The 26,583-nt window shown below is 49.0% G+C and carries 33 protein-coding genes; 25 read left to right on the top strand and 8 right to left on the bottom strand.

Going from position 1 to position 26,583, the window contains the following annotated elements; genetic code table 11:
* The 14 genes from KNO75_RS07485 (at position 1) to KNO75_RS07420 (ending at position 9,179) form a co-directional block, all read left to right on the top strand.
* On the top strand, positions 1–993 hold the full coding sequence (locus tag KNO75_RS07485) for a tRNA dihydrouridine synthase (RefSeq protein ID WP_214820745.1): 993 nt from the start codon (positions 1–3) through the stop codon (positions 991–993).
* Between the two features lie 61 nt (positions 994–1,054).
* Positions 1,055–1,690 carry a GNAT family N-acetyltransferase gene (locus KNO75_RS07480; RefSeq protein ID WP_214820743.1) on the top strand — a complete coding sequence of 212 codons (636 nt, stop codon included), beginning with the start codon at positions 1,055–1,057 and terminating at the stop codon, positions 1,688–1,690.
* 116 nt (positions 1,691–1,806) lie between these two features.
* On the top strand, positions 1,807–2,130 hold the full coding sequence (locus tag KNO75_RS07475; protein WP_214820741.1) for a PadR family transcriptional regulator: 324 nt from the start codon (positions 1,807–1,809) through the stop codon (positions 2,128–2,130).
* A complete protein-coding gene (locus KNO75_RS07470; RefSeq protein ID WP_214820733.1) occupies positions 2,127–2,663 on the top strand; it encodes a DUF2812 domain-containing protein in 537 nt (178 codons plus the stop codon). The genes KNO75_RS07475 and KNO75_RS07470 overlap by 4 nt, the downstream gene beginning before the upstream one ends.
* Positions 2,664–2,686: 23 nt before the next feature.
* Positions 2,687–2,857 carry a hypothetical protein gene (locus KNO75_RS07465; protein WP_214820731.1) on the top strand — a complete coding sequence of 57 codons (171 nt, stop codon included), beginning with the start codon at positions 2,687–2,689 and terminating at the stop codon, positions 2,855–2,857.
* 114 nt (positions 2,858–2,971) lie between these two features.
* Entirely contained in the window at positions 2,972–3,481 is a 510-nt protein-coding gene (locus KNO75_RS07460) for an RNA polymerase sigma factor (RefSeq protein WP_214820729.1), read from the top strand.
* Between the two features lie 29 nt (positions 3,482–3,510).
* Positions 3,511–4,260: a hypothetical protein gene (locus KNO75_RS07455; protein ID WP_214820727.1), complete on the top strand. Its 750-nt coding sequence runs from the start codon at positions 3,511–3,513 to the stop codon at positions 4,258–4,260.
* A 33-nt stretch (positions 4,261–4,293) separates the two neighbouring features.
* Positions 4,294–4,944: an SIMPL domain-containing protein gene (locus KNO75_RS07450; protein WP_214820719.1), complete on the top strand. Its 651-nt coding sequence runs from the start codon at positions 4,294–4,296 to the stop codon at positions 4,942–4,944.
* A complete protein-coding gene (locus KNO75_RS07445; protein WP_214820717.1) occupies positions 4,941–5,381 on the top strand; it encodes a hypothetical protein in 441 nt (146 codons plus the stop codon). The genes KNO75_RS07450 and KNO75_RS07445 overlap by 4 nt, the downstream gene beginning before the upstream one ends.
* 56 nt (positions 5,382–5,437) lie before the next feature.
* The gene (locus KNO75_RS07440; protein ID WP_214820715.1) at positions 5,438–5,905 is read left to right on the top strand and encodes a flavodoxin family protein; all 468 of its coding nucleotides are present in this window, start codon (positions 5,438–5,440) and stop codon (positions 5,903–5,905) included.
* Between the two features lie 113 nt (positions 5,906–6,018).
* Positions 6,019–6,417 (top strand): hypothetical protein, encoded by a 399-nt coding sequence (locus KNO75_RS07435; protein WP_214820713.1) that lies wholly within the window; start codon positions 6,019–6,021, stop codon positions 6,415–6,417.
* Positions 6,418–6,504: 87 nt separating this feature from the next.
* The gene (locus tag KNO75_RS07430; RefSeq protein WP_214817334.1) at positions 6,505–7,617 is read left to right on the top strand and encodes a M14 family metallopeptidase; all 1,113 of its coding nucleotides are present in this window, start codon (positions 6,505–6,507) and stop codon (positions 7,615–7,617) included.
* A gap of 75 nt (positions 7,618–7,692) precedes the next feature.
* Positions 7,693–8,496 (top strand): alpha/beta fold hydrolase, encoded by an 804-nt coding sequence (locus KNO75_RS07425; RefSeq protein ID WP_214820711.1) that lies wholly within the window; start codon positions 7,693–7,695, stop codon positions 8,494–8,496.
* 254 nt (positions 8,497–8,750) lie between these two features.
* Complete coding sequence (locus KNO75_RS07420) at positions 8,751–9,179, top strand: CBS domain-containing protein (protein WP_012727014.1); 429 nt, start codon at positions 8,751–8,753, stop codon at positions 9,177–9,179.
* 37 nt (positions 9,180–9,216) lie between these two features.
* Here the strand turns inward: KNO75_RS07420 and KNO75_RS07415 are convergent, their stop codons facing one another.
* The 3 genes from KNO75_RS07415 to KNO75_RS07405 all read right to left on the bottom strand — a co-directional run bounded on the left by KNO75_RS07415 (position 9,217) and on the right by KNO75_RS07405 (position 12,571).
* A complete protein-coding gene (locus KNO75_RS07415) occupies positions 9,217–10,326 on the bottom strand; it encodes a low temperature requirement protein A (RefSeq protein ID WP_214820709.1) in 1,110 nt (369 codons plus the stop codon).
* 84 nt (positions 10,327–10,410) lie between these two features.
* A complete protein-coding gene (locus tag KNO75_RS07410; protein WP_214820707.1) occupies positions 10,411–11,358 on the bottom strand; it encodes an LLM class oxidoreductase in 948 nt (315 codons plus the stop codon).
* 10 nt (positions 11,359–11,368) lie between these two features.
* On the bottom strand, positions 11,369–12,571 hold the full coding sequence (locus tag KNO75_RS07405) for an MFS transporter (RefSeq protein ID WP_214793685.1): 1,203 nt from the start codon (positions 12,569–12,571) through the stop codon (positions 11,369–11,371).
* A gap of 262 nt (positions 12,572–12,833) precedes the next feature.
* Here KNO75_RS07405 and KNO75_RS07400 point away from each other — a divergent pair, with 262 nt between their 5' ends.
* From KNO75_RS07400 to KNO75_RS07385, 4 genes are all read left to right on the top strand, one after another.
* Positions 12,834–13,160, top strand: coding sequence for a winged helix-turn-helix transcriptional regulator (locus KNO75_RS07400; RefSeq protein ID WP_214793689.1), 327 nt, complete (start codon positions 12,834–12,836; stop codon positions 13,158–13,160).
* An 81-nt stretch (positions 13,161–13,241) separates the two neighbouring features.
* Entirely contained in the window at positions 13,242–13,745 is a 504-nt protein-coding gene (locus KNO75_RS07395) for a cupin domain-containing protein (RefSeq protein ID WP_214793692.1), read from the top strand.
* On the top strand, positions 13,742–14,635 hold the full coding sequence (locus KNO75_RS07390) for an aldo/keto reductase (protein ID WP_285800806.1): 894 nt from the start codon (positions 13,742–13,744) through the stop codon (positions 14,633–14,635). The genes KNO75_RS07395 and KNO75_RS07390 overlap by 4 nt, the downstream gene beginning before the upstream one ends.
* A 135-nt stretch (positions 14,636–14,770) precedes the next feature.
* Entirely contained in the window at positions 14,771–15,838 is a 1,068-nt protein-coding gene (locus tag KNO75_RS07385) for a DUF389 domain-containing protein (protein WP_214820705.1), read from the top strand.
* 31 nt (positions 15,839–15,869) lie between these two features.
* Here the strand turns inward: KNO75_RS07385 and KNO75_RS07380 are convergent, their stop codons facing one another.
* Entirely contained in the window at positions 15,870–17,564 is a 1,695-nt protein-coding gene (locus KNO75_RS07380; RefSeq protein ID WP_214820703.1) for a M3 family oligoendopeptidase, read from the bottom strand.
* 208 nt (positions 17,565–17,772) lie between these two features.
* On the opposite strand from KNO75_RS07380, the gene KNO75_RS07375 reads away from it, so the two are divergent.
* Entirely contained in the window at positions 17,773–18,273 is a 501-nt protein-coding gene (locus tag KNO75_RS07375) for a PTS sugar transporter subunit IIA (protein WP_012727005.1), read from the top strand.
* Between the two features lie 90 nt (positions 18,274–18,363).
* Positions 18,364–18,963, top strand: a complete 600-nt coding sequence (locus KNO75_RS07370; RefSeq protein ID WP_214820701.1) for a helix-turn-helix domain-containing protein — start codon at positions 18,364–18,366, stop codon at positions 18,961–18,963.
* 54 nt (positions 18,964–19,017) lie between these two features.
* Here KNO75_RS07370 and KNO75_RS07365 read toward each other — a convergent pair whose 3' ends face one another.
* From KNO75_RS07365 to KNO75_RS07355, 3 genes are all read right to left on the bottom strand, one after another.
* The gene (locus tag KNO75_RS07365) at positions 19,018–19,443 is read right to left on the bottom strand and encodes a hypothetical protein (RefSeq protein WP_214693732.1); all 426 of its coding nucleotides are present in this window, start codon (positions 19,441–19,443) and stop codon (positions 19,018–19,020) included.
* Between the two features lie 64 nt (positions 19,444–19,507).
* Positions 19,508–20,701, bottom strand: coding sequence for an ABC transporter permease (locus KNO75_RS07360; protein ID WP_214820699.1), 1,194 nt, complete (start codon positions 20,699–20,701; stop codon positions 19,508–19,510).
* Positions 20,691–21,581, bottom strand: a complete 891-nt coding sequence (locus KNO75_RS07355) for an ABC transporter ATP-binding protein (protein ID WP_214786805.1) — start codon at positions 21,579–21,581, stop codon at positions 20,691–20,693. The genes KNO75_RS07360 and KNO75_RS07355 overlap by 11 nt, the downstream gene beginning before the upstream one ends.
* A 116-nt stretch (positions 21,582–21,697) precedes the next feature.
* Here KNO75_RS07355 and KNO75_RS07350 point away from each other — a divergent pair, with 116 nt between their 5' ends.
* Positions 21,698–22,642, top strand: a complete 945-nt coding sequence (locus KNO75_RS07350; protein WP_214820697.1) for a ring-cleaving dioxygenase — start codon at positions 21,698–21,700, stop codon at positions 22,640–22,642.
* The gene (locus KNO75_RS07345; protein WP_214693725.1) at positions 22,639–23,238 is read left to right on the top strand and encodes an alpha/beta hydrolase; all 600 of its coding nucleotides are present in this window, start codon (positions 22,639–22,641) and stop codon (positions 23,236–23,238) included. Before KNO75_RS07350 ends, KNO75_RS07345 begins: the two co-directional genes overlap by 4 nt.
* A 5-nt stretch (positions 23,239–23,243) precedes the next feature.
* Here KNO75_RS07345 and KNO75_RS07340 read toward each other — a convergent pair whose 3' ends face one another.
* A complete protein-coding gene (locus KNO75_RS07340) occupies positions 23,244–23,732 on the bottom strand; it encodes a hypothetical protein (RefSeq protein ID WP_214786811.1) in 489 nt (162 codons plus the stop codon).
* A gap of 329 nt (positions 23,733–24,061) precedes the next feature.
* Between KNO75_RS07340 and KNO75_RS07335 the strand changes: the two genes are divergently transcribed.
* From KNO75_RS07335 to pgmB, 3 genes are all read left to right on the top strand, one after another.
* Complete coding sequence (locus tag KNO75_RS07335) at positions 24,062–25,117, top strand: acyltransferase family protein (RefSeq protein ID WP_214793707.1); 1,056 nt, start codon at positions 24,062–24,064, stop codon at positions 25,115–25,117.
* A gap of 74 nt (positions 25,118–25,191) precedes the next feature.
* Positions 25,192–25,527, top strand: a complete 336-nt coding sequence (locus KNO75_RS07330) for an Asp23/Gls24 family envelope stress response protein (protein ID WP_074033784.1) — start codon at positions 25,192–25,194, stop codon at positions 25,525–25,527.
* 199 nt (positions 25,528–25,726) lie between these two features.
* Positions 25,727–26,392, top strand: a complete 666-nt coding sequence (gene pgmB / locus KNO75_RS07325; RefSeq protein WP_074033782.1) for a beta-phosphoglucomutase — start codon at positions 25,727–25,729, stop codon at positions 26,390–26,392.
* Positions 26,393–26,583 lie beyond the last annotated feature (191 nt).

Genomic DNA, 26,583 nt, shown 5'->3' with positions numbered 1-26,583 from the left:
ATGAAAGAGAACTTCTGGCGCGACCTTCCGCGTCCATTCTTCATACTTGCACCGATGGAAGACGTGACCGACGTCGTCTTCCGCCACGTCGTCGCCCATGCGGGGCGCCCGGACGTGTTTTTCACCGAGTTCGCGAACTCGGACAGCTATTGCCACCCGGAAGGGAAAGGCAGCCTCCGCGGTCGTTTGACGTTCACGGAGGACGAACAGCCGATGGTCGCCCATATTTGGGGAGACAACCCGGAGTACTTCCGTCAAATGAGTATCGGTATGGCCGAGATGGGCTATAAAGGACTCGACATCAACATGGGTTGCCCGGTCCCGAACGTCGCACGACGCGGGAAAGGGAGCGGACTCATCCTTCGTCCGGAAGTCGCGGCAGAGCTTATTCAAGCGGCGAAAGCCGGCGGACTCCCCGTCAGCGTCAAGACGCGTCTCGGGTATTCGAAGCTCGACGAGTGGCGTGACTGGTTGACACATATTTTGAAGCAGGACATCGCCAACCTGTCGATTCATTTACGGACACGCTCAGAGATGAGTAAAGTCGATGCCCATTGGGAGCTCATTCCGGACATCGTGAAGTTGCGTGACGAGATCGCACCGGATACGCTCATCACGATCAACGGGGACATCCTCGACCGTCAAATGGGTCTCGAGCTCGTTGAAAAATACGGCGTTGACGGGGTCATGATCGGTCGCGGGATTTTCAAAAACCCGTTCGCGTTCGAAAAAGAGCCGCGTGAACATTCGATGGAAGAACATCTTGATTTATTGCGTCTGCAATTGGACCTTCAAGACAAATTCCAAGAGGACGTGCCGCGTTCGATTTCGAACTTGCACCGTTTCTTCAAGATTTATGTCAAAGGATTCCGTGGGGCGAGCGAGCTTCGTCATAATCTGATGGAAACAAAATCGACGGACGAGGTACGGGCGTTGCTCGACGCTTTCGTCGAGAAATATCACGAAGAAGAGGCGGCGCTTGCTGCTGAATAAGCGATGAGGTTCAGCGAAAGCTGGACCTTTTTCGTATAATGATTGGAAAGGAGTGAGGCGAATGTTCAACATACGAAAAGAAAGACCGGATGATGAGCGTCGCGTCGAAGCGATTGCGCGGGAAGCGTTTTGGAATTTATATTTCCCGGGATGTCATGAGCATTATGCGATTCATCAACTGCGAAAACATGAAGATTACTTACCTGAATTGTCATGGGTCATCGAGGTGGACGGAGAACTGGCCGGCGGGATTTTTTACTCGAAGTCGAAAGTCGTAGACGGAGAAGAGTCGGTTGATACGATCACATTCGGTCCGGTTTTCATCGACCCGAAGTACCACCGACAAGGACTTGGCAGACATCTCATTACACATTCGATTGAACATGCAAAGTCGCTTGGCTATCGTGCGATCCTGACACTTGGCTATCCGTATCATTATGAGCCATATGGATTTGTAGGCGGGAAGCGATATGACATCGCAATGCCTGACGGACAGTACTATAAAGGACTGCTCGTATTACCTTTATACGAAGGGGCGCTAGAGGGGGTTCGGGGTATGGCGGTATTCACAGAAGGCATGGAAGTAGAAGAAGCGGAAGTTGAGGCGTTCGATGCTACGTTTCCGAAGAAGAATAAAGAAGTGCTTCCGAGTCAACGGGAGTATGAATTCGTTTCGACTGAGCTGGATGAATCATGAAGAAATGCCAAGGAATCATTTCCTTGGCATTTTATCTTGCCTTATAACCAAAAATAGGATATTTTTGATATATCGGATGGCGATATAACGAACTACGATATAGAGGAGACGGATACGTGACACAACAGTCGAATACAGGTGCATTAACCGAGGCGGTTTACTATATATTATTGTCCTTGCAAGTCCCGAGGCACGGGTATGGGATGATGCAATTTGTCCAAGAGCTGAGTCAAGGGCGAGTCCAGCTCGCACCAGGTACGTTATACGGTGCCCTTAGTAGTCTCGTAGAGCGCGGATGGATTCAGGCACTCGAAGGAACGGCTCGGAAAAAGGAATACGAAATCACCGATGCTGGTCGAGAAGCACTTAAGACAGAATTGAGGCGACTAGAAGAATTGGTACGACACGGTCATGAATGGACAAAGGAGTTGGACACATGAAGACGAAAACGGTCTATCGCATATTTGTTGATTATGAGAAGGAAGAGAAATGGCTCAACGAGATGGCAGAAAAGGGATGGGCCCTCGAGTCGTTTCGCTTCATGCGATATCGCTTTCGTTCAGTCGAACCAGGGATGTATACATATCGAATTGAATTGTTACGAGAACTGCCCTCTCATCCCGATTCGAAAGCTTACATGGCTTTCATGACTGAAGTTGGGATTGAGGTCGTTGACACATCCTATCGCTGGGTCTTTTTAAGAAAGCGAACGAGCGACGGATCGTTCCAATTGTATTCAGATTTTGACTCGATGATTCAGCGTGAAACACGAATCATACAACTGTACGGAACCGTTTTGCTCGCCAATTTTGTGGTCGTCTTAGCGAACTTCTCGAATCCGGTTGCAAAATGGACAATCCTATTAAATATAGTTGTTGTTGCGATGTTGGCCTATGCTGTCCAGCATCACACACGGAAAATGAGAACGTTAAAAGGTCTTAAAGAAATTGGGGAAATGAAGTCGGAAGATTGAACGGATTGGTAAGGAGGAGCCAGATGGATTCACGAGAATGGAAGGACTGTATCATTTGTTTTGGGTTGATTGCGGGGACGACTCTCGGTGTAATCCTCTCGTTCTTCTTCAATATACAGCTGACATATGCTATTGCGAGCGGAGCGATGGTTGGCTACGTCGGAGGGCTTGCCGTATCGATTTGGAAAAAATGATAGATCATCGTTTAAATACCTCGTCGCTATGACGAGTTTTTTTTAGCTTATTGTGACGAATGATCTTGTATCGGGATCTATATAAGTGAAGAGCAAGGGAAAGGGGGGAAATAGATGGATGACCAGGTCATCATCGATTGGTACTGGGAACGATCCGAATATGCGATTGTCGCCACAAAGAAGAAATACGGGAGCTATTGTCGTCGTGTCTCCTATAATATCCTACAAAATCACGAAGATACGGAAGAGTGTTTGAACGACTTATACATGAAAGTGTGGGAGTCGATCCCGCCGACGCGTCCGTTTCGACTTGGGGCGTATTTGACAAAGATTGTACGAAATCTCGCACTGAAGCGTTATAAGAAGAATCATGCGAAAAAACGGGGTGGTGGAGAAGTGCCGCTCGTCTATGAAGAATTGGAACATGTCCTCACGGAATCGATGAAGGACGAAGAGATCGTCGACCTGTTGATTGCATTTCTTTCAGACCTTCCTCGACAGACAAGGTTGATTTTCATGCAACGCTATTTTTACCTTCACTCCATTCAAGAAATTGCGAAAAACCATCAACTTGGGGAGAGTCATGTCAAAATGAAGCTGAAGCGAACACGTGATTCGTTATAGCGTGTACTCAAATCAGAAGGGATTCAAGTATGAATCACGAAAAATTACTTCAACTACTAGGTGAAGTGGATGACCGCCATATAGAGGAATCCATGGTGATAGGGCGAAGACCTTATCAACGACTCAAATGGGGGGCAGGAGTGGTACTCGCCGTCGCTGCGGGATTCATGCTCTTCACATCGAATATTTGGAATGAACGTATTCCGTTATCCACGGATTCAACGGCAAACTCGGTTCACATCATCGATGAATCAGAAATAAGACAAGGTACTTCTCAAGAAAACTTGATGGACATGACAGAAGATGAACTTTTTTCGCGGTGGAATCCGGTCGTAGTCAAAGGAACGGTCGAGAACATCCGGCATATCGAGATTGATTTTAACGGAGAGCTCGAATATCAGTCGCTTCTCACCATACAAGTGTCAGATGTGTATCATGGCGATGTGCAAACTGGACAAGAACTGGTCGTTCGTGCCGATGCAATCGGAAGAGCGGAACAGGAAGAGCATACTGACGTCATCTCACACGTGCATCAAGGGATGGAGGGCATCTTTATGCCGATTCCATATGATGACGAATTCATCTGGGAACAAAACGGAGAGACGCTTCGACTGAAAGATATTGCGGATTACGGTTTTCCGGACGGGGAACGTTATCTGTTTTTAGATACTCCGAGCGGACTGCTATTTGAACGGGACGCCTATCCGTCGTTACAAGACATGAACTCTTTAGATGAAATAGAACGTTGGATGAGTTCAAAATTTCGTGAAGTAGAGTAAGTGATATCTCAAACGAATAAGGAGGAGAATGATATGGAACGTACGATTACGGTAAAAGGAACAGGAAATGTCTCGTCTCGACCAGATTTAATTGTGATTGACATGGATCTTATTACAAAAGCACCACGTTATGAAGAGACGATGACGGAGGCAGCGAACGCGGTGACGCAGATTCAAAAGGCAATCGTGCGCGCAGGATTTGAAAAGAAGGACTTGAAGACGAGTGACTTTTCGATTGACACATTATACGACCAGTATCGTGATAAAGATAAGATTTACCGCTCAAGGTTAATTGGATATGCGTGTAGACAAAAAATGAAACTGGAGTTTCCACTCGATACATCCAAATTGTCTGACGCCATCGAACAAATCAGTCAATGTCGTGCGAACCCGGTACTATCGATTCGCTTTACAATGAAAGACCCAAATGCGATTGAAGATCAGTTATTGGTCAACGCTGCGGAAAATGCGAAAAAACGAGCGGAACTCCTCGCGACAGGAGCGGGTGCAGAATTAGGGGAGTTGATTCAAATTGACTATACATGGAGCGAAATTCACCTCTTCTCTGAAACTGACATTCGTTATGGTCACGAAATCACCTATTCTGAATCAGGGATGCCAGAAATAGAGCCGGATAATATCAATGTCAGCGACTCAGCGACGTTCGTTTGGGGCCTCAAATGAGGCGACTGACCTTCCTGACTCTTTTCGCATTATCGATTGCATTTCCTGTGTCTGCGCTTTCCTGGGCGTATACATTTGTCGTGTTTGAACGAAATGTATATGAAGTGCTCGATACGACAATCGATGAGAATTCGCTCGGTGACGTGATTGGTGAAGTGGAAACAACGGTCAACGACGAGACAGGGCGTTATTACGGGAATGCTTCGAATGGATATCCGATTGGGACCGCGTACCGTGAAGTCGTCGGGGAGGCCGTTGAAGACGTCATTGCGGTTGAAGACGGTTCGGAATGGAAACGGGCGGAATACCGATTCAGGGCTCCCTACCACACGAGCGACTTTATTAAATTCTTCGGCTATGCCTTGCTCGTACTCGGTATTGTTCTGGTGAGTTGGACGCTCTTCAAGCGAAGTGCACTGTACAAAAAAGAAGCATGAACGAACGCTGAAATGGGAAGGGAGATAAAGAGAAGTTCGGTAAAGGGGGATTCACCATGAATATTTTGATTATCTTTGATTCCTTGTATGGGCATACAGAAAAGATTGCTCATGCGATGCAGGAAGAGCTGTCGAAAGAACATGAAGCGCGTATGGAACATGTGTTGAATATTGGGCTCGGTGACTTGGCTCATGTCGATCTTGTCGTCATCGGCTCACCAACGCATGGCGGGTATGAGACGGAGGACATTAAAGTGTTTTTAGACGGAATCTCAGACAATGCGCTTCGCGGGAAGCGGACGGCCGCGTTTGATACAAGTGTCGTCAAAGAAAAACAAAATCCGATTCTCGGTAAAATCATCGACTGGTTCGGTCATGCGGTGAACCGCGTCGAAGGGGAAATGATTGAAAAAGGCGCAACGAAGGTCCGAAAAGAATCATTTTTGGTTGATGGGGAGACGGAAATGTTGAAAGCAGGCGAACTTGAACGTGCGAAAGCATGGGCGCGGGAGTTGGTCGGATAATACATTGGAACGCATTCTGCGAGCAGAGTGCGTTTTTTAGTTGAATCAGACGAGAAGGCTGAAAAAGCGGGTAAATATTAGTATTCAACTATTTAGAAAGGGAGCTGGTTGTGATGAAAAAAATGGAACGGGATGTGTTCGTCGGATGGGTGGTCGTCTTGCTCGTTATTTTGGTGCACTTCCTCATCACTGTCTCTCTCGGAAACGCCTATTTTGCCGAGTCCTCACTCAACCGAATGTTGTGGCTCTCGAGTTTTCCTGCATTTTTAATTGCTTTCGTCGCAGCCTTTTTCCAAAAAACGAATACGATTCTTCTAGCGGTTCGCCGAGGATTATTATGGACCGTCGAGTTGATCGTCGCGTTCACGGTTCTCGCCTGGGTGTTTCGGTCGTTTGAAGGATTGTATGCGAACGCGGGTCTCTATTGGTTGTTCGGTGCCGTCTTGATTGGTCCGATTTTCTATGTGATGGCTTTCCGACGGCAACATACGAAACGAATCCGAACGCCTTGACAGCAAACGTCTTCTTTTACAGAAGGCGTTTTTAGATTGCACTAGGATGGGAATGGTGTAGAGAGAAAAGAATTGGAGGAGAGTGCGATGACCCAGTATTTTTCATCATCCTATGAAGAATCGCGAGAAAAGTTCAAACATTTATTATCTGAGGTGAAACGATATTATCCAAAAGCAGAGCTGTTAACGCACTCAATTGGGGACGAAAGCATCGACATCATCTTAGGGGAACCAAAACGAGAGCGGAAAGCGATCCTTCTCATGACGATTGGGGAACATGGGATCGAAGGATATGCGGGTGCTGCGGTGACGCATCAATTTGTGCAAACGCAATTGCCTCATGTGCGACATGAGACGACAGGCATTTGTCTCATTCATGCCGTCAATCCTTGGGGAATGAAACACTTCCGACGGGTCAATGAGCATAATGTCGATTTGAACCGAAACTACGTCATTGACCGTGAATCGGTGCCGTATAACGTCAACCGTGAGTATGAACTGATGCGACATCTGTTCGTTCCAGACGGAGTGATTGACGACTACCATGAAGCGCGTGAACAAATTTATTCATTCCTCGGTTCTGGGATTAAGCTCGACGGATTCAAGGCGATGAGTGGGGCGAAAGGGATGGGGCAGTATCAATTCCCGAAAGGTGTGTACTATGGCGGAGACTCGGATGAACCATCCGCCATCTTCTTGAAAGGGATTCAACACGATTTACTCGAGCGTTATGAACGAGTCGTGCATATGGACTGGCATACGGCGCTCGGTCCGACAAACGAGGTGACGATGGTCATTAGTAAGCGGGACGGCCGAACCGAAGATGAGTTGAAACAAGCGTACGGCCTCGACAACGTCAACGTGTATGACCCGGACGAGGTGCTCGGGGACTCGACGAATCACTTTTACTACGTACGCGATACGGAATATCCAGACAAAGGACTCGTCTCCGCCTTATTCGAGTTTGGGACGTTCGGCACGTCGACGAAAGCCTCGATTCGAGAATTTCTGACAATCATTTTAGAAAATCGTCTCTATTTCGAAGGAACCAAAGATCCCGAAGCACGCAATGGGATTCAAAACGAATTCATGGCGATGTTCTACCCGGACGACCCGAGTTGGCGCGAAGCCGTGTTACGAGAAGGCGCGAAGGCAGTTGAAGGGTATTTAAAAGGGGAATCGCTCTGGCGTGACACATGAGAAGGTTTTTAGGATTCGGAAACGGGAACAAGTAGGTTGTGAGTATTTACGATTAATCAAAACGATGGAGGTTGGATGATGGGATATATTACAGCACATGACGGTACGAATTTATATGTGGAGGATGTCGGTTCTGGGGAGCCGGTCGTCTTCTTACACGGTTGGCCTGCGAACAACAATATGTTCGAATATCAGAAGAATGCGTTAATCGAAGCCGGCTATCGCTATATCGGAATCGACTTCAGAGGGTACGGGAAATCGGATGCACCGGCGACAGGGTATGACTATGAGACGATGGCATCGGATGTGCATATGGTTGTCTACGGTCTTGGCTTAAAAGACTTCACGCTCGTCGGTTTCTCGATGGGGGGCGCGATTGCAGTCCGCTACGCAGCCGACTATAAAGAGGATGGACTCAAAAAGTTAGTCTTAGCGGGAGCGGCAGCACCGATTTTCACACAACGTTCAGACTATCCATACGGCATGACAACGGAAGAAGTCGACGCGTTGATTGAAGATACACGAGCCGACCGACCGAAAATGCTCGAAGGGTTCGGAAAAATCTTCTTTGAGAAAGAACATTCGAAACCGATGCAGAATTGGTTCCACCATCTCGCACTCGTGGCCTCGAGTCACGGAACGATTGCCTCGGCACAGGCACTCCGGGACGAAGATTTGCGCGATGCTTTGCCGAAGATTGACGTAGAGACGTTAATTATTCACGGCGTACATGATAAAATCTGTCCATTTGAGTTTGCAGAACAGATGGAGCAAGGCATTTCGAACGCTCGGATTGAGCGTTTCGAAGAGAGCGGACACGGCACCGTGCTCGATGAACGAGAGAAATTTAACGATACACTGTTGCAGTTTGTTCAATAATTTATGGGCTCCTAAAGGGGCCCTTTTGTATGTCTGGATGGATAAGAACCAACTAAAACGGGTATAAATCAATTGGAGTTCCCTTCCAATTCTTTTGAATCACCGAAACATCGCTGTGACCAGGATCACGATGTTTTTTTGTGTCGTTTAGGAGAAAGGGGATGATTACAGATAGGAACATGGATTTAGTTCAACCTGTCCTACCATTCATGGTACAATAACGGGGTGGATTAACAGATTGAGGAGAGATTTAAATGAACATCGCTTTCTTTTTATATCCGAAAGAAGACGTCAAATATTTGGACCCCGAATCAACGGTACGACAAGCACTTGAAAAGATGAAGCATCATCGATTCACGTCTGTCCCACTCGTTTCGGAAAACGGATTTTACGCCGGGACGATGACAGAGGGGGATTTGCTCTGGGCACTCGCAGAACAGCTTCGTGGGGAAGAAGACTATGAAAAAGTGCTCCGGACACGTCTAAAAGATATCAAGCAACGCGTTCGCTATAAGCCGGTATCGATTACGGCTCAAATCGAAGAGCTCGTCGATGCGATCACGGATCAAAACTTCGTGCCGGTCGTCGATGACGGAAAATATTTCATCGGTATCATCCGACGCCGTGACATCATCGAGTATTACTCGACAAAGTTGAAACAACTCGAGAATGAAGTCCGATAATGAACAAGCCAGAACCGACTCTTGGTTCTGGCTTGTTTTATGTTTCTTTCTGCTTTGTTTTCAAAAACGGAAGTGGGGCAATCATTGCGATGAAGTAAATCAGGGTGATGACGAGTAAGAGTATGATTGCCGGCAAATATGGGGCAATCAGTGGAATGACAAGCAAGCCAGCTAGCATCGAAAGTCGCTTCCACGACACATTGAAGAACAGACGGTTGAAGTAAATGACACCATATCCAAACAAGACAATGGCGACATACAGTGTGATGCGATGTGCCAAATCGAGCGTCTGCATCGGGTCGTGCACGATGGTGATCTTGACGACGGCGAGTAAGATGATACCGAGGAACATCGAGAGGTGTGACCAATAGAACCCCGCCTTGGCGATCTGATCCCGTTTATCCGTGTACATGTCTTGAAAACGACTTTCTCTTGTTTCATCGTCTTTCACATAGGAATACCAAAGCAGAACGGTCAGCGTCAGCGCAAGAATCATCGTCAAGACGACATCAGAAGTCAAATCTTCATCAATCGCGGCTCGACCGGTCGACGCAATCGTTTCGCCGAGAGCGATGACGAGGATGAGGTAATGACGCTCAAGGAAGTGCCAGGACGACACTTCGAACTGCCCTCTGTTTTTCTGTACAAGAGGACCTAATACGGCGACGATCGCGACAATCCCCCATACAATCAGGCGTACGTTCCCTTCAAACAGTGAAGCAACGAGGATGATGATGCTAAATGATACGTTGTACGGTACGATGGCGAGCATCGCTTTTTTCGTATCATCATTACTGTGCAACAAGAATAGCGTCGAATGTACGGCGACAATCACTAAAAAACCAAGTCCGAAGATGAAGCCATCTTGATCATAGGCTTTTGGGATGGCGACGGAAATCAGCATAAATCCAATCATCCCGAGCGTCATGAAGATTTGATGGTTTCTTCTTGTCAGTTTGGTCGTATTCGTCAACCAAATATACCCTTCGAAGATATACCAAATAAGGGCCATAAGGACAAGGACCTCTAAAAACGTATGAAATGTCAGATGATGCTCGAGCTTCAACGTAAGTTGAATGAATGTAAACACAAATACTAAATCAAAAAACAGTTCAATCTTTTCTACCTTTTCATGATGAGAGGGCATGGGAGAACTCCTTTTCATAGATTCATTGTTATTTACCCGTCCATTTCACAAAAAACCCTTCATTTAGAAAATGAAGGGCAAACCTCAATCAAGTGGTGGGAAATGCGGCAATACATATTTACCTAATTCATCGATGACTTCTTCGGCCGGACGTTCTCCGTCGAAGAGGGCGAAGAACAGATGATTCACTCCGATGGCACGGTACGCTTCGAGCAATTTGATCAAATGGTTGCGACCGGTTCGGAAACCGAGTCGAACCGGTGTCGGTGGCTCATCTGGGTCAAGCGTCAAATCAAGATGCATCGGCATCGAGAACGGACGGAATGTGCGACCGTGCGCCTCACCGCTCGCGCGCCACGCGTCGAGCACTTGTTGTTGTGCGAAAGGTGCTTGCGGATAATACATCCATCCGTCCCCATTCGCCCCAAGCCAGTCCATGTCTTGTTGCGCGAACCCGGTGATCATCGTCGGGATCCGTTTTTTCGGACGTGGCACAAGCGTAGCCTGTTCGACTTCCCCATACGGTGAGTCAATGGTTGGGTAGTTGTTGTAAAGCGCCTGCTCCATGACACGAAGCGACTCTTTGAATTGGTCGCCACGTGTCGGGTGATCGACTCCGAGCCCTTTGAAATCGGCACGACGGTCACCTGAAGAGATGCCTAAAATCAATCGTTCTGGGAACAACGATTCAATTGTTGCGACTTCCTTCGCCGAACGAAGGGGATGACGGAGTGGCAAGACGAGTGCAGACGTACCGAGTGCGATGTTTTTCGTTTGACCGAGTAAATGTGTTCCGTAAATCAGCATGTCGTAAATCTGACCGACGGCAGGGTCTAGGAAATTCGGGTCTTTTAATAAGACGTCCCTTAGCCATAACGCTGTGAAGCCGTAGTCGTCGGCCTTTTGGGCAAGTTCTACTTGGCGTTCGAGAGTCGGGGTACGCATCTTGAAATTTTCTAAAGGGATGTGGAGGCCGAGCGTGAGCTCGCCCTCCCGGTACATCCGATTGTAGCTTTTGTGATTGTTGAACATAAGGTCCTCCTTAGTTTGCTTCCAAACGACGTGAGATGGCTGTCAAGATGACGGCGATGATGACCATGATGCCACCGACCCAAGGGGTGTGGACAAGTCCGATTGAATCGGCGACGATTCCACCGATTGTTGCACCTAAGGCAATCCCGATGTTGAAGGCAGCGATGTTGAGCGCTGATGCGACATCGACAGCGGCAGGTACATATTTTTCAGCCAATTGTACGATATACAGTTGAAGTCCAGGCACGTTCATGAAGGCGAGGAGACCCATCAAGACGATTGCGATGAGACCGGCCACTTTGAATGGAATCATGAACGACATGATGATCATGACTGCCGCGTGAACGATAAACATATAGAACAATGCTTTTGCTGGATTTTCGTTTGCGAGCTTTCCGCCGACCGCGTTCCCGATGGCGACTGCGATTCCGTAAACGAGTAAGACGACACTGATTAAACTAGGACTGATTTTTGTCACGTCTTGCATGATTGGTGTCAAGTACGTGAAGGCGACGAACGTTCCGCCGTAACCGAGTGCTGTGATCAAGAATCCGAGCATGAGACGACCATTCGTGAGCAATTTCTTCATATCTGAGAACTTCGCTGGTGGTGACTGTTTCAAATCTTTCGGAATCAAAAAGAAGCTTGCGATGATTGAAACGACACCAAGTGCTGCGACAGCGAAGAATGTTGCACGCCATCCGAACGCTTGACCGATGAAAGTACCGAGTGGGACACCTGTGACGGTCGCGACGGTTAAACCTGTAAACATAAGTGCGATGGCACTCGCTTTTTTATGCGGTGGTACAAGTTGAACGGCAATCGTTGCCCCGATGGAGAAGAAGACACCGTGCGAGAACGCGGTGATAAATCGGGCGACAATTAAGAGTTCAAAACTAGTCGACATGGCAGAGACCAAGTTTCCGCCGATGAAGACGACCATGAGCGCCATGAGTAACGTTTTGCGGTTCATTCGGTTTGTGAGTGCAGTCAAAATTGGTGCACCGACAGCTACGCCAATCGCGTAACCCGAGATAATGAGACCAGCGAGTGTGATGCCGATGTTTAAATCACTTGCGATTGAAGCGAGAAGACCGACCGGGACGAACTCAGTCGTTCCGATTCCGAAAGCGCTGATCGCGAGGGCGAGTAATGCTAACCCTCCATTTTTAGGTGCCTGTTCTTCGACAGGTTGCGTGTACGGTTGATTCATGAATAGTTCCTCCTAAAGTAAATGAATAGTGTGGAAGACGAGGGCCCGTCGTCTCCGGATAGCAAAGACATTTCTCTTTCCTCTATTGTTCAGTACGGTCGAAAAAGTACCTTACCGTCTCAAGAGGGTGTTACGAGCGAAATGAACTTGTATGGATTTGCTATAGTTGCTATCATAAGTGCATGAAAACTGTTTGAGAAGTACGTACTTTTTAGTGCGGTAGGCACCAAAAAGTGCCTATGGAAGAACTGGAGGAAACGATATGCCATATAACATTCCGGTCGAAGCGACACTTGATGTGATCGGCGGCAAATGGAAAGTCGTCATCATGTGTCATTTGATTAAAGGAGAGCGACGGACGAGTGAGCTTCGTAAGCTCATGCCGAACATCACCCAAAAGATGCTCACCCAACAATTGCGTGAGCTTGAAGCGGACGGGGTTGTCGTGCGTACGGTGTACGAGCAAGTGCCGCCGAAAGTCATCTACTCGCTCTCAGAGTATGGATGGTCACTAAAACCAATCCTAGACGCCATGTGCGCTTGGGGTGAGTGTCACATCGATCAGACAGGAGACGAGGTCATCTCCTAACATTCACGGTCGTCCATGATGGACGACCGTTTTTTGTACATTAAAGTCGGGTACAGGGACAGAGACAAGGAGGGACTTAGGATGGACTTGAAAACTTATATGTTTACAGATGACGGATCCATTCCGAATCATCCGGATTATCCAGCGCTCCTCTATCGTGGTGTCTTTGATGATCCGAGCGGGATGCAGGAGACGTTCGCTCATAACGAATGGACGAACAGCTGGGTGAACGGGGTGTTCGACTATCATCACTATCACAGCAACACGCACGAAGTATTGGGGGTATTGAACGGCGAAGCGACGCTTCAACTCGGAGGGACGAACGGTGATCTCGTACGCGTACGTGCGGGGGACGTGCTCGTCTTACCGGCAGGGACCGGACATCGTCGTATCGAAGCGAGTTCAGACTTCCAAGTCGTCGGGGCATATCCGGACGGTCGTGACTATGACACGTTGACCGGGAAGACGGAAGAACGCCCAGACAATTTAAAACGCATTGAACAAGTCGAGAAGCCGATGTTTGACCCTGTCTTCGGGACGACGGGACCATTACATGAAGCGTGGACAAAGGAGGAAACGTTATGAATCAACGACTACCACATTCTTTATTACTCGCGGCGTTAAAACAAAACGTCGTCGAATTGAAAGACGGACGCGAGATGCGGGCACTCGGGCAAGGCACATGGCGCATGGGAGAAGAGAAATCGAAGCATGACGCTGAAGTGGAGGCACTTCGGACAGGGCTCGACTGCGGACTCCATGTCATCGACACGGCGGAGATGTACGGCGAAGGGGAATCCGAAAAACTGGTCGGTGAAGCCATCCAAGATCGACGAGAAGAGGTGTTCCTCGTCTCGAAAGTCTATCCATACAATGCGTACGGAGAAAAACTCGTCAAAGCATGCGATGAGTCGCTCGAACGACTCGGGACCGACTATCTCGACCTCTACTTACTCCACTGGCGAGGCGATGCCCCGCTCGAGGAGACGATTCAAGGGATGGAGCAGCTGAAAGCAGACGGCAAGATTCGGGCGTGGGGCGTCTCAAACTTCGACGTCGAGGATATGAAAGAACTTCTTGCCTTGCCGAACGGTCACAACTGTGCGGTCAACCAAGTGCTCTATCACCTCGGCAGTCGAGGAATCGAGTATGATCTGATTCCTTATTTGAAAGAACAAGGAATTCCGGTCATGGCGTACGCACCGCTCGCTGAAGGAAGTGATGTGAAAAAAGACGTCTTCGAGAACGAGACGGTCAATCGACTCGCGGAGACGTATAGCGCCTCGGTTGCGCAAATTTTACTGGCCTGGACGATTCGAAGTGGACACGTCATCGCCATCCCGAAAGCCGGGCAGGCCGAGCACGTCGAGGAGAATGCGGCAGCGCTCTTACTCGATTTGAGTGAGGAAGATATTGCGGCGCTCGATGAGGCGTTCCCTCCACCGACGACGAAACAACCGTTAGATGTCATTTGACGAGAGGAGTTGGACCAATCAATCGGTCCAGTTTTTCTTTTGTCGAAATCGCTTGTCCTGTTCGTGTTGCGGGTAAATATAGAAAGGACTTGTTTGTGTGGACGAGACTGATACGACAAGGGAGCTGAAAATAGAATGGAACAGACGTATACTGCCGAAGAATTCAAAGAGAAGATGTACTCGAATTTGAAAGTACGGCCGAGTGATTCCGTTATCCTCATGTGCTCCATCTTCATCGCTTCAATCGGACTGAATATGAACTCGATTCCGATCATTATCGGGGCAATGTTAATTTCGCCGCTCATGACTCCAATCTTGAGTATCGGTCTCGCTTTGTCGCTCTATGATATGAAGCTGCTTCGGGCAGGTGTACGTCTGCTCCTTGTTCAAGTCGCGGTCAGTCTCACCGTCGCGACCATCTATTTCGCCATTTCACCGATCACGTATGCGAGTAATGAAATCATTGCCCGGACCGAGCCGACGATTTGGGACGTCATTATCGCCTTCGCCGGGGGGACGGCCGGAATCATCGGGGCACAAAAGAAGATGAGCAACAACATCGTCCCGGGTGTAGCCATCGCGACCGCCTTGATGCCCCCGCTCTGTACTGTGGGATATTCGATTGCGACGTGGAACGTTGACTACTTGATCGGATCGAGTTATCTGTTCGTCATCAACTGTGCGTTCATCGCCATCGCCACGTTCATCGGGGTCAAGTTCATGGGCATCTCACAAGTGTTGACGAAACAAGATGCCAACCATAAAAAAATCAATCGACTCCTCATCGGGTTGTCTGTCCTCATCGTTGTGCCAAGTATCTTTTCGGCTGCGACACTCGTACAAGACAGCATCGTTCGGACGGGGATTAACAACTTCATCGAAGAAGAGTTTTCAGACGCCATCATTATCAGTCAAGACTACGAAGAGGATAAAGATCTCCTCCTCGTGACGACGACAGGGAAACGGCTGACCAATGAAGAACTTGCGGAGATCGAATCCCGATTGCCGGACTACGGACTAAATGCCATCGAATTGTCGGTGACACAGGTTCCGGATTTGAACGGACTGTCCGGCGAAAAAGTGGCCGAACTGTTACAAAAATATTTAGAGAGCCGTCTCCAGCAGTTCAACTTGTTCGACAGTCGTCAAATCAATTTGGAGGACTTGCCGTTCGAACTGCAGAACGAAGTCAACCCAAACTAAAAGACCATCGATTTTTCGATGGTCTTACTCGTTAGTTTGCGAGCGGATGTTTTAAGAGATAGTCTTCAATCTGATCGATCGTTTCTTTCAAGACGCCGTCTGCGAATGGCGATTTGAGGCCTGCCAGTTCGACGAGTTCGAGGAACGATCGGCTTCCGCCTGCCTGACAGAGCGTGAGGTAATCGCTCCATGCCGCTTCGCGGTTTTCATGCATGCGTACCCAGAACTGGAACGCACACACTTGCGCGAGTGTATAGTCGATATAGTAGAACGGGCTTTGGAAGATGTGCCCTTGTTGGTGCCACCATGCGCCTGATTCGAGATAGTCGTTCGTCTCATAATCTCGATGCGGAAGATAGACCTTCTCCAAATCGCGCCATGCCTGACGTCGCTCGGCAGCTGTCATCTCTGGATTGCGGTAGACGACGTGTTGGAACTCATCGACGAGCACGCCGTATGGAAGGAACGTCATGCTGCCAGCCAAGTGGTTGAACTTGTACTTGTCGACTTGGTCGCCGAAGAAGAGCTCCATCCATGGCCAACAGAAGAACTCCATTGACATCGAATGGATCTCGCACGCCTCGTACGTCGGGAAGGCGTATTCCGGAGTCGTCAAATGACGGCTCTCATATACTTGGAACGCGTGACCGACTTCGTGTGTGAGGACGTCGATATCTCCGGCTGTGCCGTTGAAGTTCGAGAAGATGAACGGAAGACCTTCAGACGGTAAGTATGTGCAATATCCGCCGCCAGCCTTACCTGGCTTCGCCGTCAAATCGAGAGCGCCGCGCTCTTGCATGTATTGGAAGAATTCGTCCGTCTCGTTCGAGAGCTCATGATACATCTTGTTTCCACCTTCGATGATGAACGATTCATCCCCTTGAGGTGTCGCGTTACCGTCTGGGAAGACGAACGACTCATCGTAATAGTAGAGGTGATCGACGCCGATTCGTTTCGCCTGCTTGTCTTTCAACGCAGACGCGAGCGGGACGATCACGTCACGGACTTGTTTCCGGAAGTTGTCGACCATCGACTCGTCATACCCGACGCGTTGCATACGTGCATAGCCGAGCTCGACGAATGAAGGGAATCCGAGCGCGTGGGCGATCTCTGTACGCACGCGTACGAGTTCACCGTAAATGCGGTCGAGCTCGTCACCGTTGTCAGAAAGATATGTATAGCGGGCAACGGATGCGGCTTTTCGGACATCACGGTCAGGTGATTGAAGGTATGGACCGAACTGTGACAAGTTGAGCGTCTTGCCGTCAAATTCGATTTGTGCTGCTGACATGACTTTTTGATAGGACGTCGCGAGGCGGTTCTCTTCCTGCAGTTTCGGGATGAGTGACTCTTCGAACGTCTCGAGCGCACGCTCGGCGAGGGAGAACAGCTGGCTGCCCCATTCCGCTTCGAGTTCAGAACGAAGCTCGTGGTTCGTCAAGACGCGGTAGTACGCTTGGATTTCTTTCTCATAGACCGGGAGAGCATCGTCAAAGAAAGATTGTTCTTCCTCGTAAAAAGTATCGCGCGTGTCGACCGAGTGTCGGATTGCGACAAGCTGACTTTGTGTCTCAAAGTCGTTACGTTCCTTGTTGATTTGGCGAATAAGTTCGTTCGCTTCCTCGAGTGTGCTCGCTTGCTGTAATTCGGCAGAATAGTCCGACAATCTGCTGTTCAAAGCGTCCAAGTCGGGCCGTTCATATGACAATTTTGTGAAAGTCGTCATTGTAAGCGCCTCCATCGTGTGAAATTTTTATAAAGTGTAAAAAGGGCTTGCAAAAGCGATTGCACACTCGTATTCTTACGATGTGTAAAACGATTTCGCACTACCTTATACCTACTATACCGTTTATAAGGTAGGGATTGAAGTTTTAGCTTTTCGGGTATAAAAGTGAAGACTTCGATTCAATAGAACATGTTGGAGGGATTAAGCTATGGGATTCTTTAAAAAACTATTTGGTGGTAAAGAAGAACAACTCAACGCGGTTTCACCGCTTACAGGAAAGGTCGTCGACATCACGAACGTACCGGACCAAGTATTCTCACAAAAAATGATGGGTGACGGAATTGCGATCGAGCCGACAGAAGGTAAAGTCGTCTCACCGGTTAGCGGAACAATCGCTACAGTATTCCCGACGAAACACGCGATCGGTATCAATGCCGACAACGGTGCAGAGTACTTGATCCACATCGGTTTGGATACGGTAAACCTTAAAGGTGAAGGCTTCGAGACACATGTTACAGAAGGTCAGTCTGTCAAAGCAGGCGACCCGCTCGTCACGTTCGACCTCGATTTCATCAAAGCGAACGCTCCATCGACAATCACTCCGATCATCATCACGAACCATGACAGCTTCGGCGTGAACAAACTTGTCGCAGAAGGCGACACGGTGACAGCTGGATCTTCAGAAGTCGTCGAATTGACGAAGAAATAAGAGAACGATCAAAACTCGGGAGCTCACGCTTCCGAGTATTTTTTTGTGAATTCGGGAATTATAATAAAAGAGAGGAAAGGGGGAATTGAGATGGATGGTAAAAATGCACCATATCGGGGATACGGGGACCGAATTCGGATATTACGAGAGCGGGCTGGATTGTCAATCGAGACACTTGCGGATCAAATCGGCGTGGCCCCATATTTTATTCGACGTACCGAACTGAGTGAGGTGTATCCGACGATGCCTTACATAGAGGCGCTCGCAGAAGCTCTGCGCATCGATTCGAATTATTTGGCACGCCACATTTGGACAGGGGAGTCACTCAAAGTATTGATGCGTGGGAAAGTCCCCGAACTCGAACAGATGAAGCTCGCCTATGAAGAAGCGATGCACGGGAAGTCCGTCGAAGAGATGCAGCGACAGCTCGAGGAGCGGATGCGCATCTTTGACTTGATGCATGAAGAGGAGTTGCAGCGCATCTTCGAAGAGGACGAAGAGCCGACGACACACCATGCGCTTGAGGCACTCGTTGACGCGGTCCTCGACCTTGGACGGTCCCATGACACGAATCGGCACATCGTCCCGTTCGCCCGTTACGTGGAACGACTTGTCCCCGACCAGTTCGCGGACAACTTCTTCCAGTATGCAGAGTACGGCGTCGTTAATAAATCATATAAATTGCAATAATCATAGAATAAAAAAATGACCAGGAGAATCATTTCTCCTGGTCATTTCCATTGATCAGCGCATCGGACGCGCTTCGTAGCGTACTTTCGGACGTGTGCCGGCAAGTAAGAAGCCGAGCACGATATTCAAGATTGTGAGCACCCATCCGACATACCCGAACGTGTAAGCGAGGCTCGCTAGCACTGTTTGCCAGTCGAGCAGAGCTGCTGCGTCGCCGCGGAATGTGAAGCGGATGACGGTGAAGCCAATGAGTGTCGTTGCAGTAATCATGATGCCGATCCATGCGCCACCGAAGCGAGACGTTTGTGGACGTCTGCTGACCGGATACCAAAACGCGAGCGTTCCGATAAACGTACTACCTGCATACGCAAGCAGGATTTGCCATAACGCATCCGCGTCTAAGAAGACGGTGTAACAGATGAACGTCGTGAGCGTCGTCATAAACGTAAAGATTAAGGCCGCGAGTAATCGTGATCGCATAGTTCGTTTTCCTCCTCATTTTGCACATTCTTTAGAGTAAACGAAAACGAATTTGCTGTAAACGTTATTGGCGGTTTTGTAATATTTGTCGCCATTGTTTAATGGCGTTCGTTCCATAGAATAAGACGCCACCACGATAGAATTTCGAGCCGATCCAAAGCGTCACGCCAATCGTCCCGATGAGTAAACCAATCGAGAGCACGACTTCCCACACGGCCACATCGACGAGCATGACTCGAAGGAACATGAGCATCGGGGCAAAAAATGGGACGAATGATAGAATCGTCACGATCGTCGCATCCGGATTGTTCAAGCCGAACATCGCCACTAAGAACGCTGCGACGAGAAGCATGATGACTGGCATGACCATCTGTTGCGACTCTTCGACGCGGCTGACGAGCGAGCCGAGAACGGCGAAGAGGGACGCATACAATAAGTAGCCGAGTAGGAAGAACACAAGTAGATAGATGACGGCTCGTGCGCTCCCCGCATTTTCGATGACGGTTGTCGCTAACTCACTGCCGCTCGCACTGACATAACCGAATCCGAGGAAAATCCCGATTTGGATGAGGGCGAGCGTCCCGATTGCGGTCACTTTGGCGAGCATATGCGTGACCGGATGGGTCGTCGAGATGATGAGCTCCATGACACGCGACGACTTCTCGGTCGTCACTTCCGTTGAAATCATCGACCCGTACGTGATGATCGAGATATACAAGAGCATCAACATGACATAGACGAGTGCCGAAGATGAGAGAAGTTCATCCGAGTTCTCACCTCCGCGCCCGAGATACGACTCATCGAGCTGAATCGGTTCGCTGAGAGCGGTGATGACGGCTGGGTCGACATCGGCTGATTCAATCAATTCCGCGTTTCGCAGCTGTTGAAGCGATGTTTGCAAGAGCGTCGTAAATTCCTGTTCCGGACGTTCCGAGATGACACGGGCGTCGTAGCCATCGACGAAAGCGACGACCCCGTACTCGCCGTCGTTGATTCCGGTCCGCGCTTCTTCTTCAGTGATGTCACTCACGGCGACATCCTCATAGCCGAGCGACTTCATCGTATCAACAAGCGCTGGATTCTCCGATACGACGAGGGCACTCGCCTGTTCGGAATCCTCGAACGAGGACATGATGCGGTCGATGTTCGTGAATCCAAAGATGAAAAGAATCGTCAACGCCGTTGAGATGACGAACGCCTTCGAACGGATTCTCGATTTGAGTGTGAATGCATAGAGCGGTCCAAAGTTATGAAACATGCTGTCCGACCTCCTTGATAAAGATGTCATTGAGCGATACCGGTTGACGCATGAACGTCTTGACGTTCGCCTGATGGCGGACGAGTGTCGATAGAACGATATCACTGTCTTCGAACGAATGCAGGCGTACTAAGTGACCGGATTTGTACGGCTCGATCGTCTCGACGACAGGAAGTGCTTCGAGTAATTGGATTTGGTCCGTCTCAATGAAGAGAGCCGGTTCGGCGTAACGCGACTTGATTGTCGGTACGTCACCACTGACGACTGCACGACCGCCTTTTAAAATCCCGACATGTTGACAGAGCTCTTCGACATGCTCCATCCGGTGGCTTGAGAAGACGATGGTCGTCCCCGCATCGCGCAAGGCGAGCACTTCACGTTTCAAGATTTCGACGTTGACCGGGTCGAGTCCACTGAACGGCTCATCTAAGATGACGAGTTCAGGGTTGTGGAGCAGGGCGGCGACGAGTTGAATCTTCTGCTGATTCCCTTTTGACAGTTGTTCGACGCGCATCGTCTCATACTGGGGGATTTCCAGCCGTTCGAGCCATGATTTGACCGCACGTTTGGCATCGCTTGAGCGCATGCCTTTCAAACTGGCTAAAAAGACGAGTTGTTCGCGTACTTGTGACTTCGGGTAGAGGCCTCGTTCCTCTGGTAAGTATCCGACGATTCGATGGTCGACTGCTTTTCCGTTCCACGTGATCGTTCCATCGGTCGGTTTTAAGATGTCGAGAATCATGCGGAATGTCGTCGTCTTTCCGGCGCCGTTCGCTCCGAGTAGCCCAAACATTTCCCCTTGTGGGACGCGGAAAGTGAGGTCGTCGACAGCGGTGAAGTCACCGAATTCTTTGGTGACTCGTTCGATCTGTAATGCCATATTCTTATACCTCCTTAGAATGTCTCTACTCCTATCGTACGCCACCGTGAGCAAAAAGTTTCACTTTTTCTGGCAAATGATTTATCTTGAAATCAAGATAATAAAGGAGGGTGACAATGAATACGCAGTCTACAGGCATCCATCACATCTCATCGATGGTTCAAGACCCGCAACGTACGCTTGATTTTTATGGGCAAGTACTCGGTCTCCGTTTCGTGAAACAGACCGTCAATTTTGATGACCCGGGCACGTATCATCTCTATTTCGGGGACGAGGTCGGCACACCGGGGACCGTGATCACGTTCTTCCCGATTCCAGGGTTAGGGAAGGGTCAGGTCGGAAGTGGCCAGGTCGGTATGACGACATATCTCGTGCCGGCAGGAAGTTTACCGTTCTGGGAAGAAAGACTACAACAGCATGGAATCGCGACCGTTGCCACGGAACGGTTCGATGAGCCGTCGCTTCTTTTTGAAGACCCGGACGGACTCGTCGTCGAACTCGTCGCACGGGCTACGACGAAACAGACGCACTGGGTCATCCCGGGCGTCACGAAGAATGAGGCGATTGTCGGATTTGCCGGCGCTACGCTTTTATCAAAATCACCGGAAGAAACCGTGCGTTTGTTGGTGGAACTTTTCGGATTTGAACGGATCGAAGAAGATGAGGAATGGATTCGTCTGAAAGGGACGGCTGACTACGGGAACGTGATCGATGTCAAAAAGACGATTCTTCCGAACGGTGTGCCGGGAACGGGGACGGTCCACCATATCGCTTGGCGGGTTGCGGACGGTGAACGTTATTCAACCTGGCAAGATGCCATCTTTGATCTCGGACTGAGACCGACCGAAGTGAAAGAACGGAACTATTTCCGCTCGGTTTATTTCCATGATGCCGGACGTATCCTGCACGAACTGGCGACAGACGTACCGGGATTCACCGTGGACGAATCGGTTGACACACTCGGTGAGACGTTACGTTTACCGCCATGGCTTGAAGCGGACCGCGACAAGATTGTCCGGACGTTACCAACCATTACAATCCCGAAAGGAGAACGCATATGATTCATCAATTCATTCAAGGAACGAAAGAAACGACGCTCGTCTTATTACACGGAACAGGGGGGAGCGAGCAAGACTTGATCCCGCTCGCGAAAGAGCTGTCACCGGAGTCAAACGTCCTGACGCTACGAGGGGATGTGCTTGAGAACGGGATGACCCGATTCTTCCGTCGTCACGCGGAAGGCGTGCTCGATCTTGAAGATTTAAAAAAGCAGACGGAACGCTTCCTTCAGTTTTTAGATGATGCTGCAGCGGAATATGGGATCAAACGAGACAAGATGATTCCGATCGGTTATTCGAACGGGGCAAACTTGATCGGTTCTGCGCTGTACCGCCAACCGGCCTTCGCCGCTTCACTCTTGTTCCATCCGATGGTCCCGGACCGCTCGCTCACTTTACCGGATTTGTCAGGGACGAACGTGTTTATCTCGGCAGGAGAGCGTGACCCGATTTGCCCGAAAGCAGAAACAGAAGAGCTGACATCGACACTCCGGAATGCCGGAGCGGACGTCGAGCTCTTCTATCATACGGGTGGGCATGAAGTGCGCATGGAAGAAGTCGAGGCGGCACGGACATGGATTGCCGCTCACCTCGACTAATTCGTTCAAGCCATTTTTTTCGGTTTGTTCGGACGAGAATAGACGACGAGGACACCTCGGTCAATCAAATAGGCGGCGAATAAACGTTTTGCTTCCTCAGCACGCACAGTTCGGTCGATTTGGATATACAATCGGCCGAGCTTTTTTTGTGAGGTTCGCGTGAGCAACCAAATCGAATCGAGCGTATACTGCCAGGTTTGGAGTGTGTCGCCACCGATATATAAGTAGCGATTTTGCGTACGCTCGAGCAAATAGTTGAGCCACCAGACGTCACGGACCAGTTTGGCACAGACACCGAGCACGAACGTGAGACCGAGGAAGGCCATGCTAGACAACAGAGGATGAATGGCAGAGAAGCCGTTGCGGACCGATTCAAAGGCGATCATGAGTAGCCCGACGGAAAAGCTGCTGATGAACCACCAAAATCCGAAGTTAGAGAATGAACGTTTTGGGTCATGAACCATATGATGTCGATTCCGGATGATCGAAGCCATTCTCTCCACCTCCTTTATTAGAATATTCTGAATATTTAGTAACACTACTATACTATACTGTACCCAATCCCGTCTATTTGAATACCCTCACAACGTGCTGAATCGTGAGGAATTTTTGACGTTTCGGCTTGCAATCAACGAATTATGGGAATGATGACAATGAAGACATGAAAATTTTGTTGAAACGTAATTTCACTTCGCGAGGGAATCGATTATGATAGGTGAGGGATTTTTCCATATGACCTTTCATGAATTCCGTATGCAAAGAGCGCGTGAAAACATGAAGGACAGCTTCATCGTAATCATCATAAAGAACTAGAGGGAATGTTATGAGAAATTATTGGTACGACAATATTAAGGGAGTGCTCGTCTTGCTCGTCGTGTTCGGTCACCTGTTGACGGACGTACGTGGCGCATACGACGATATTCTTCCGAAGTGGGTGTATTTGTTCCTGTACACTTTCCACATGCCGTTATTCATTATGCTCAGCGGTTATTTTTATCGAGAGAACCGATATTTACGTGTGATTCAGTTGTTCGTCGTCTACGTCATCTGGCAAGTCATTCTCGGTTCATGGTTCGCCTTCACAGAAGGAATCCCGATTTTCTCACTTGAGAATCCGGGACTGAATCTGTTGAAGCCATACTGGGCACTTTGGTATTTGATGGCCATCATTTTCTGGTACATCATTACCCCATACGTGACACAATTGAAAGGTTACGTATTGTATGCCCTTTTATTCGCGCTCTTATTCGGGTTCCAGGCCGAGGCGACCGGGTACTTCGCGTTACGAAAAGTCATCATGTTCTATCCGTTCTTCCTGATTGGGAACTGGATGTCCGAACGGAATACGCTCAATTTCTTCGAACTTCCGAAACGGGCAGAACAACGAAACCGTTATCGAATCGGTGGAGCGATTGTCTTTGTCACGCTGACAATCGGCTTATTGATTTCCATGCGCGTCCAACAAGATGACACGTTCTATCATATCGGGAACTTGTTCAAGTTCCGTTTCGCCTATGATACGGCGGTGCCGGAAGCGATGTGGAGCGGACCGTTTGCCTTCTTGATTGTCTATACGGTGTCTCTCCTCATGTCAATCAGCTTCGCACTCATCATTCCGGGACGAAAGCTGCCTATTTTCTCTCGGGCAGGGCGATATAGCTTGTACGTGTATCTCGTTCACGTGTTCTTCGTCGTCGCTTGGAAGGCGTTCGTGCCAGCTGGATTTATGCCGACGTCTTGGATGCAACTGCTCGTCTTGTTCGGCGTCGCATTCGTGATGGTGCTCGTGATTATCAGTCCACCGATGGTCCGTCTGTTGCGTCCGCTCGTCGAGATTGATGTGAGGCGCGTACAAAATACGAAAGGTGTGAAAGGGTAAAGTCTTTTCTAAACGCTTCATTTCCGCTACACTTTATAAAGAGGAAACGAAACTAGAGTTAAGGAAGTGACCCTATGCCATACGAAAATGGAATGCACAGCACAGAAGGCGACGTGAACGTCTCTCGTCACGTCGTGGAAATGATCGCCGCAGTCGCGGTGAAAGAAACGAAACACGTATCGTTCACACAAGAAGACACGAAATTGTCAGAACGTGCGCTCATGAAACATGTGAAAGTGGATGAGTCAGAAGAAGGCATCACAATCAACTTGTCGCTTTACATCGCATATGGTCAGTCGATCATCAAGACGGTGACGGCTGTTCAAGAGCGAATCACGCAAGATATGGATACGATGCTCGCGATGACACCGCGTTCGGTGAACGTAAAAGTCGTTGGCATTCAACTGTAATGGGGAGGGGAGAGCGGAAGCTCTTCTCTTTTTTTGATTTTTGCGAAAACGGTTGCATCAAGATAACGTTTTCATTTATAATAGAAATCGAACAAGTGCAACCGTTTGCATCATTGACCAAACGTGCGACGGGTACTTGTCAAGTTCCCTAAATGTAGTCTGACGACACAAGCATTTGAAGGAAAGGCGGAAAGCATGTATGTCAACGATTGAAGCAGTGATTTTCGATTTGGACGGTGTCATCACTGACACGGCAGAGTACCATTACCTCGCTTGGAAGCAGCTCGGTGAAGAGCTCGGAATTCCATTTGACCGCGAATTCAACGAAACCCTCAAAGGGGTGAGTCGGACTGAGTCGCTCGAGCGCATCCTTACGCTCGGCGGAAAACAGAACGATTTCACGCCGGAAGAGAAAGAAGAACTCGCCCAAAAGAAAAATGAGCATTACGTTGAACTTATTCAACATATCTCATCTGACGATTTGCTTCCTGGTATCGTTTCATTCCTTGATGAAATCAAAGAGGCGGGACTCAAAATCGGAATGGCTTCTGCTTCAAAGAACGCGTTTGCGGTCGTTGACGCACTAGGCGTCCGTCATTACTTCGACCATATTGTCGATGCAGCCACTGTCGCCCAGTCAAAACCGCACCCCGAAGTGTTTTTGAAAGCCGCTTCTGCCCTTGGCGTGAAACCCGAACTCGCCATCGGCGTTGAAGACGCGGCTGCAGGCGTAACTGCAATCAAAGCGGCAAACATGTTTGCTGTCGCCGTCGGAGAAGAATCGATGCTCGGTCATGCAGACCTCATCGTCGCTTCTACTGACGAACTTTCACTCGATCGCATCCTCGAACGCGCTCGCGTGTAATGGACTACAATCATCTTCCGTGAGACGGCGACTGCCCCGAACAGTCGCCGTCTTTTTATGGTCCAAAAGTCCCAAATAGACAATATTGCCCAAAAAGAGATGACAAGCACATTACAAATCCGTTACACTTTTATAGAAGATATCAAGGGATAATTAGGAATTACTGATTTAAAATAGGGAATTCCTAAAAT

The sequence above is a fragment of the Exiguobacterium sp. s35 genome (assembly GCF_018617535.1).
Lineage (GTDB): Bacteria > Bacillota > Bacilli > Exiguobacteriales > Exiguobacteriaceae > Exiguobacterium > Exiguobacterium aestuarii.
This window is presented reverse-complemented; position numbering and strand designations above follow the sequence as displayed.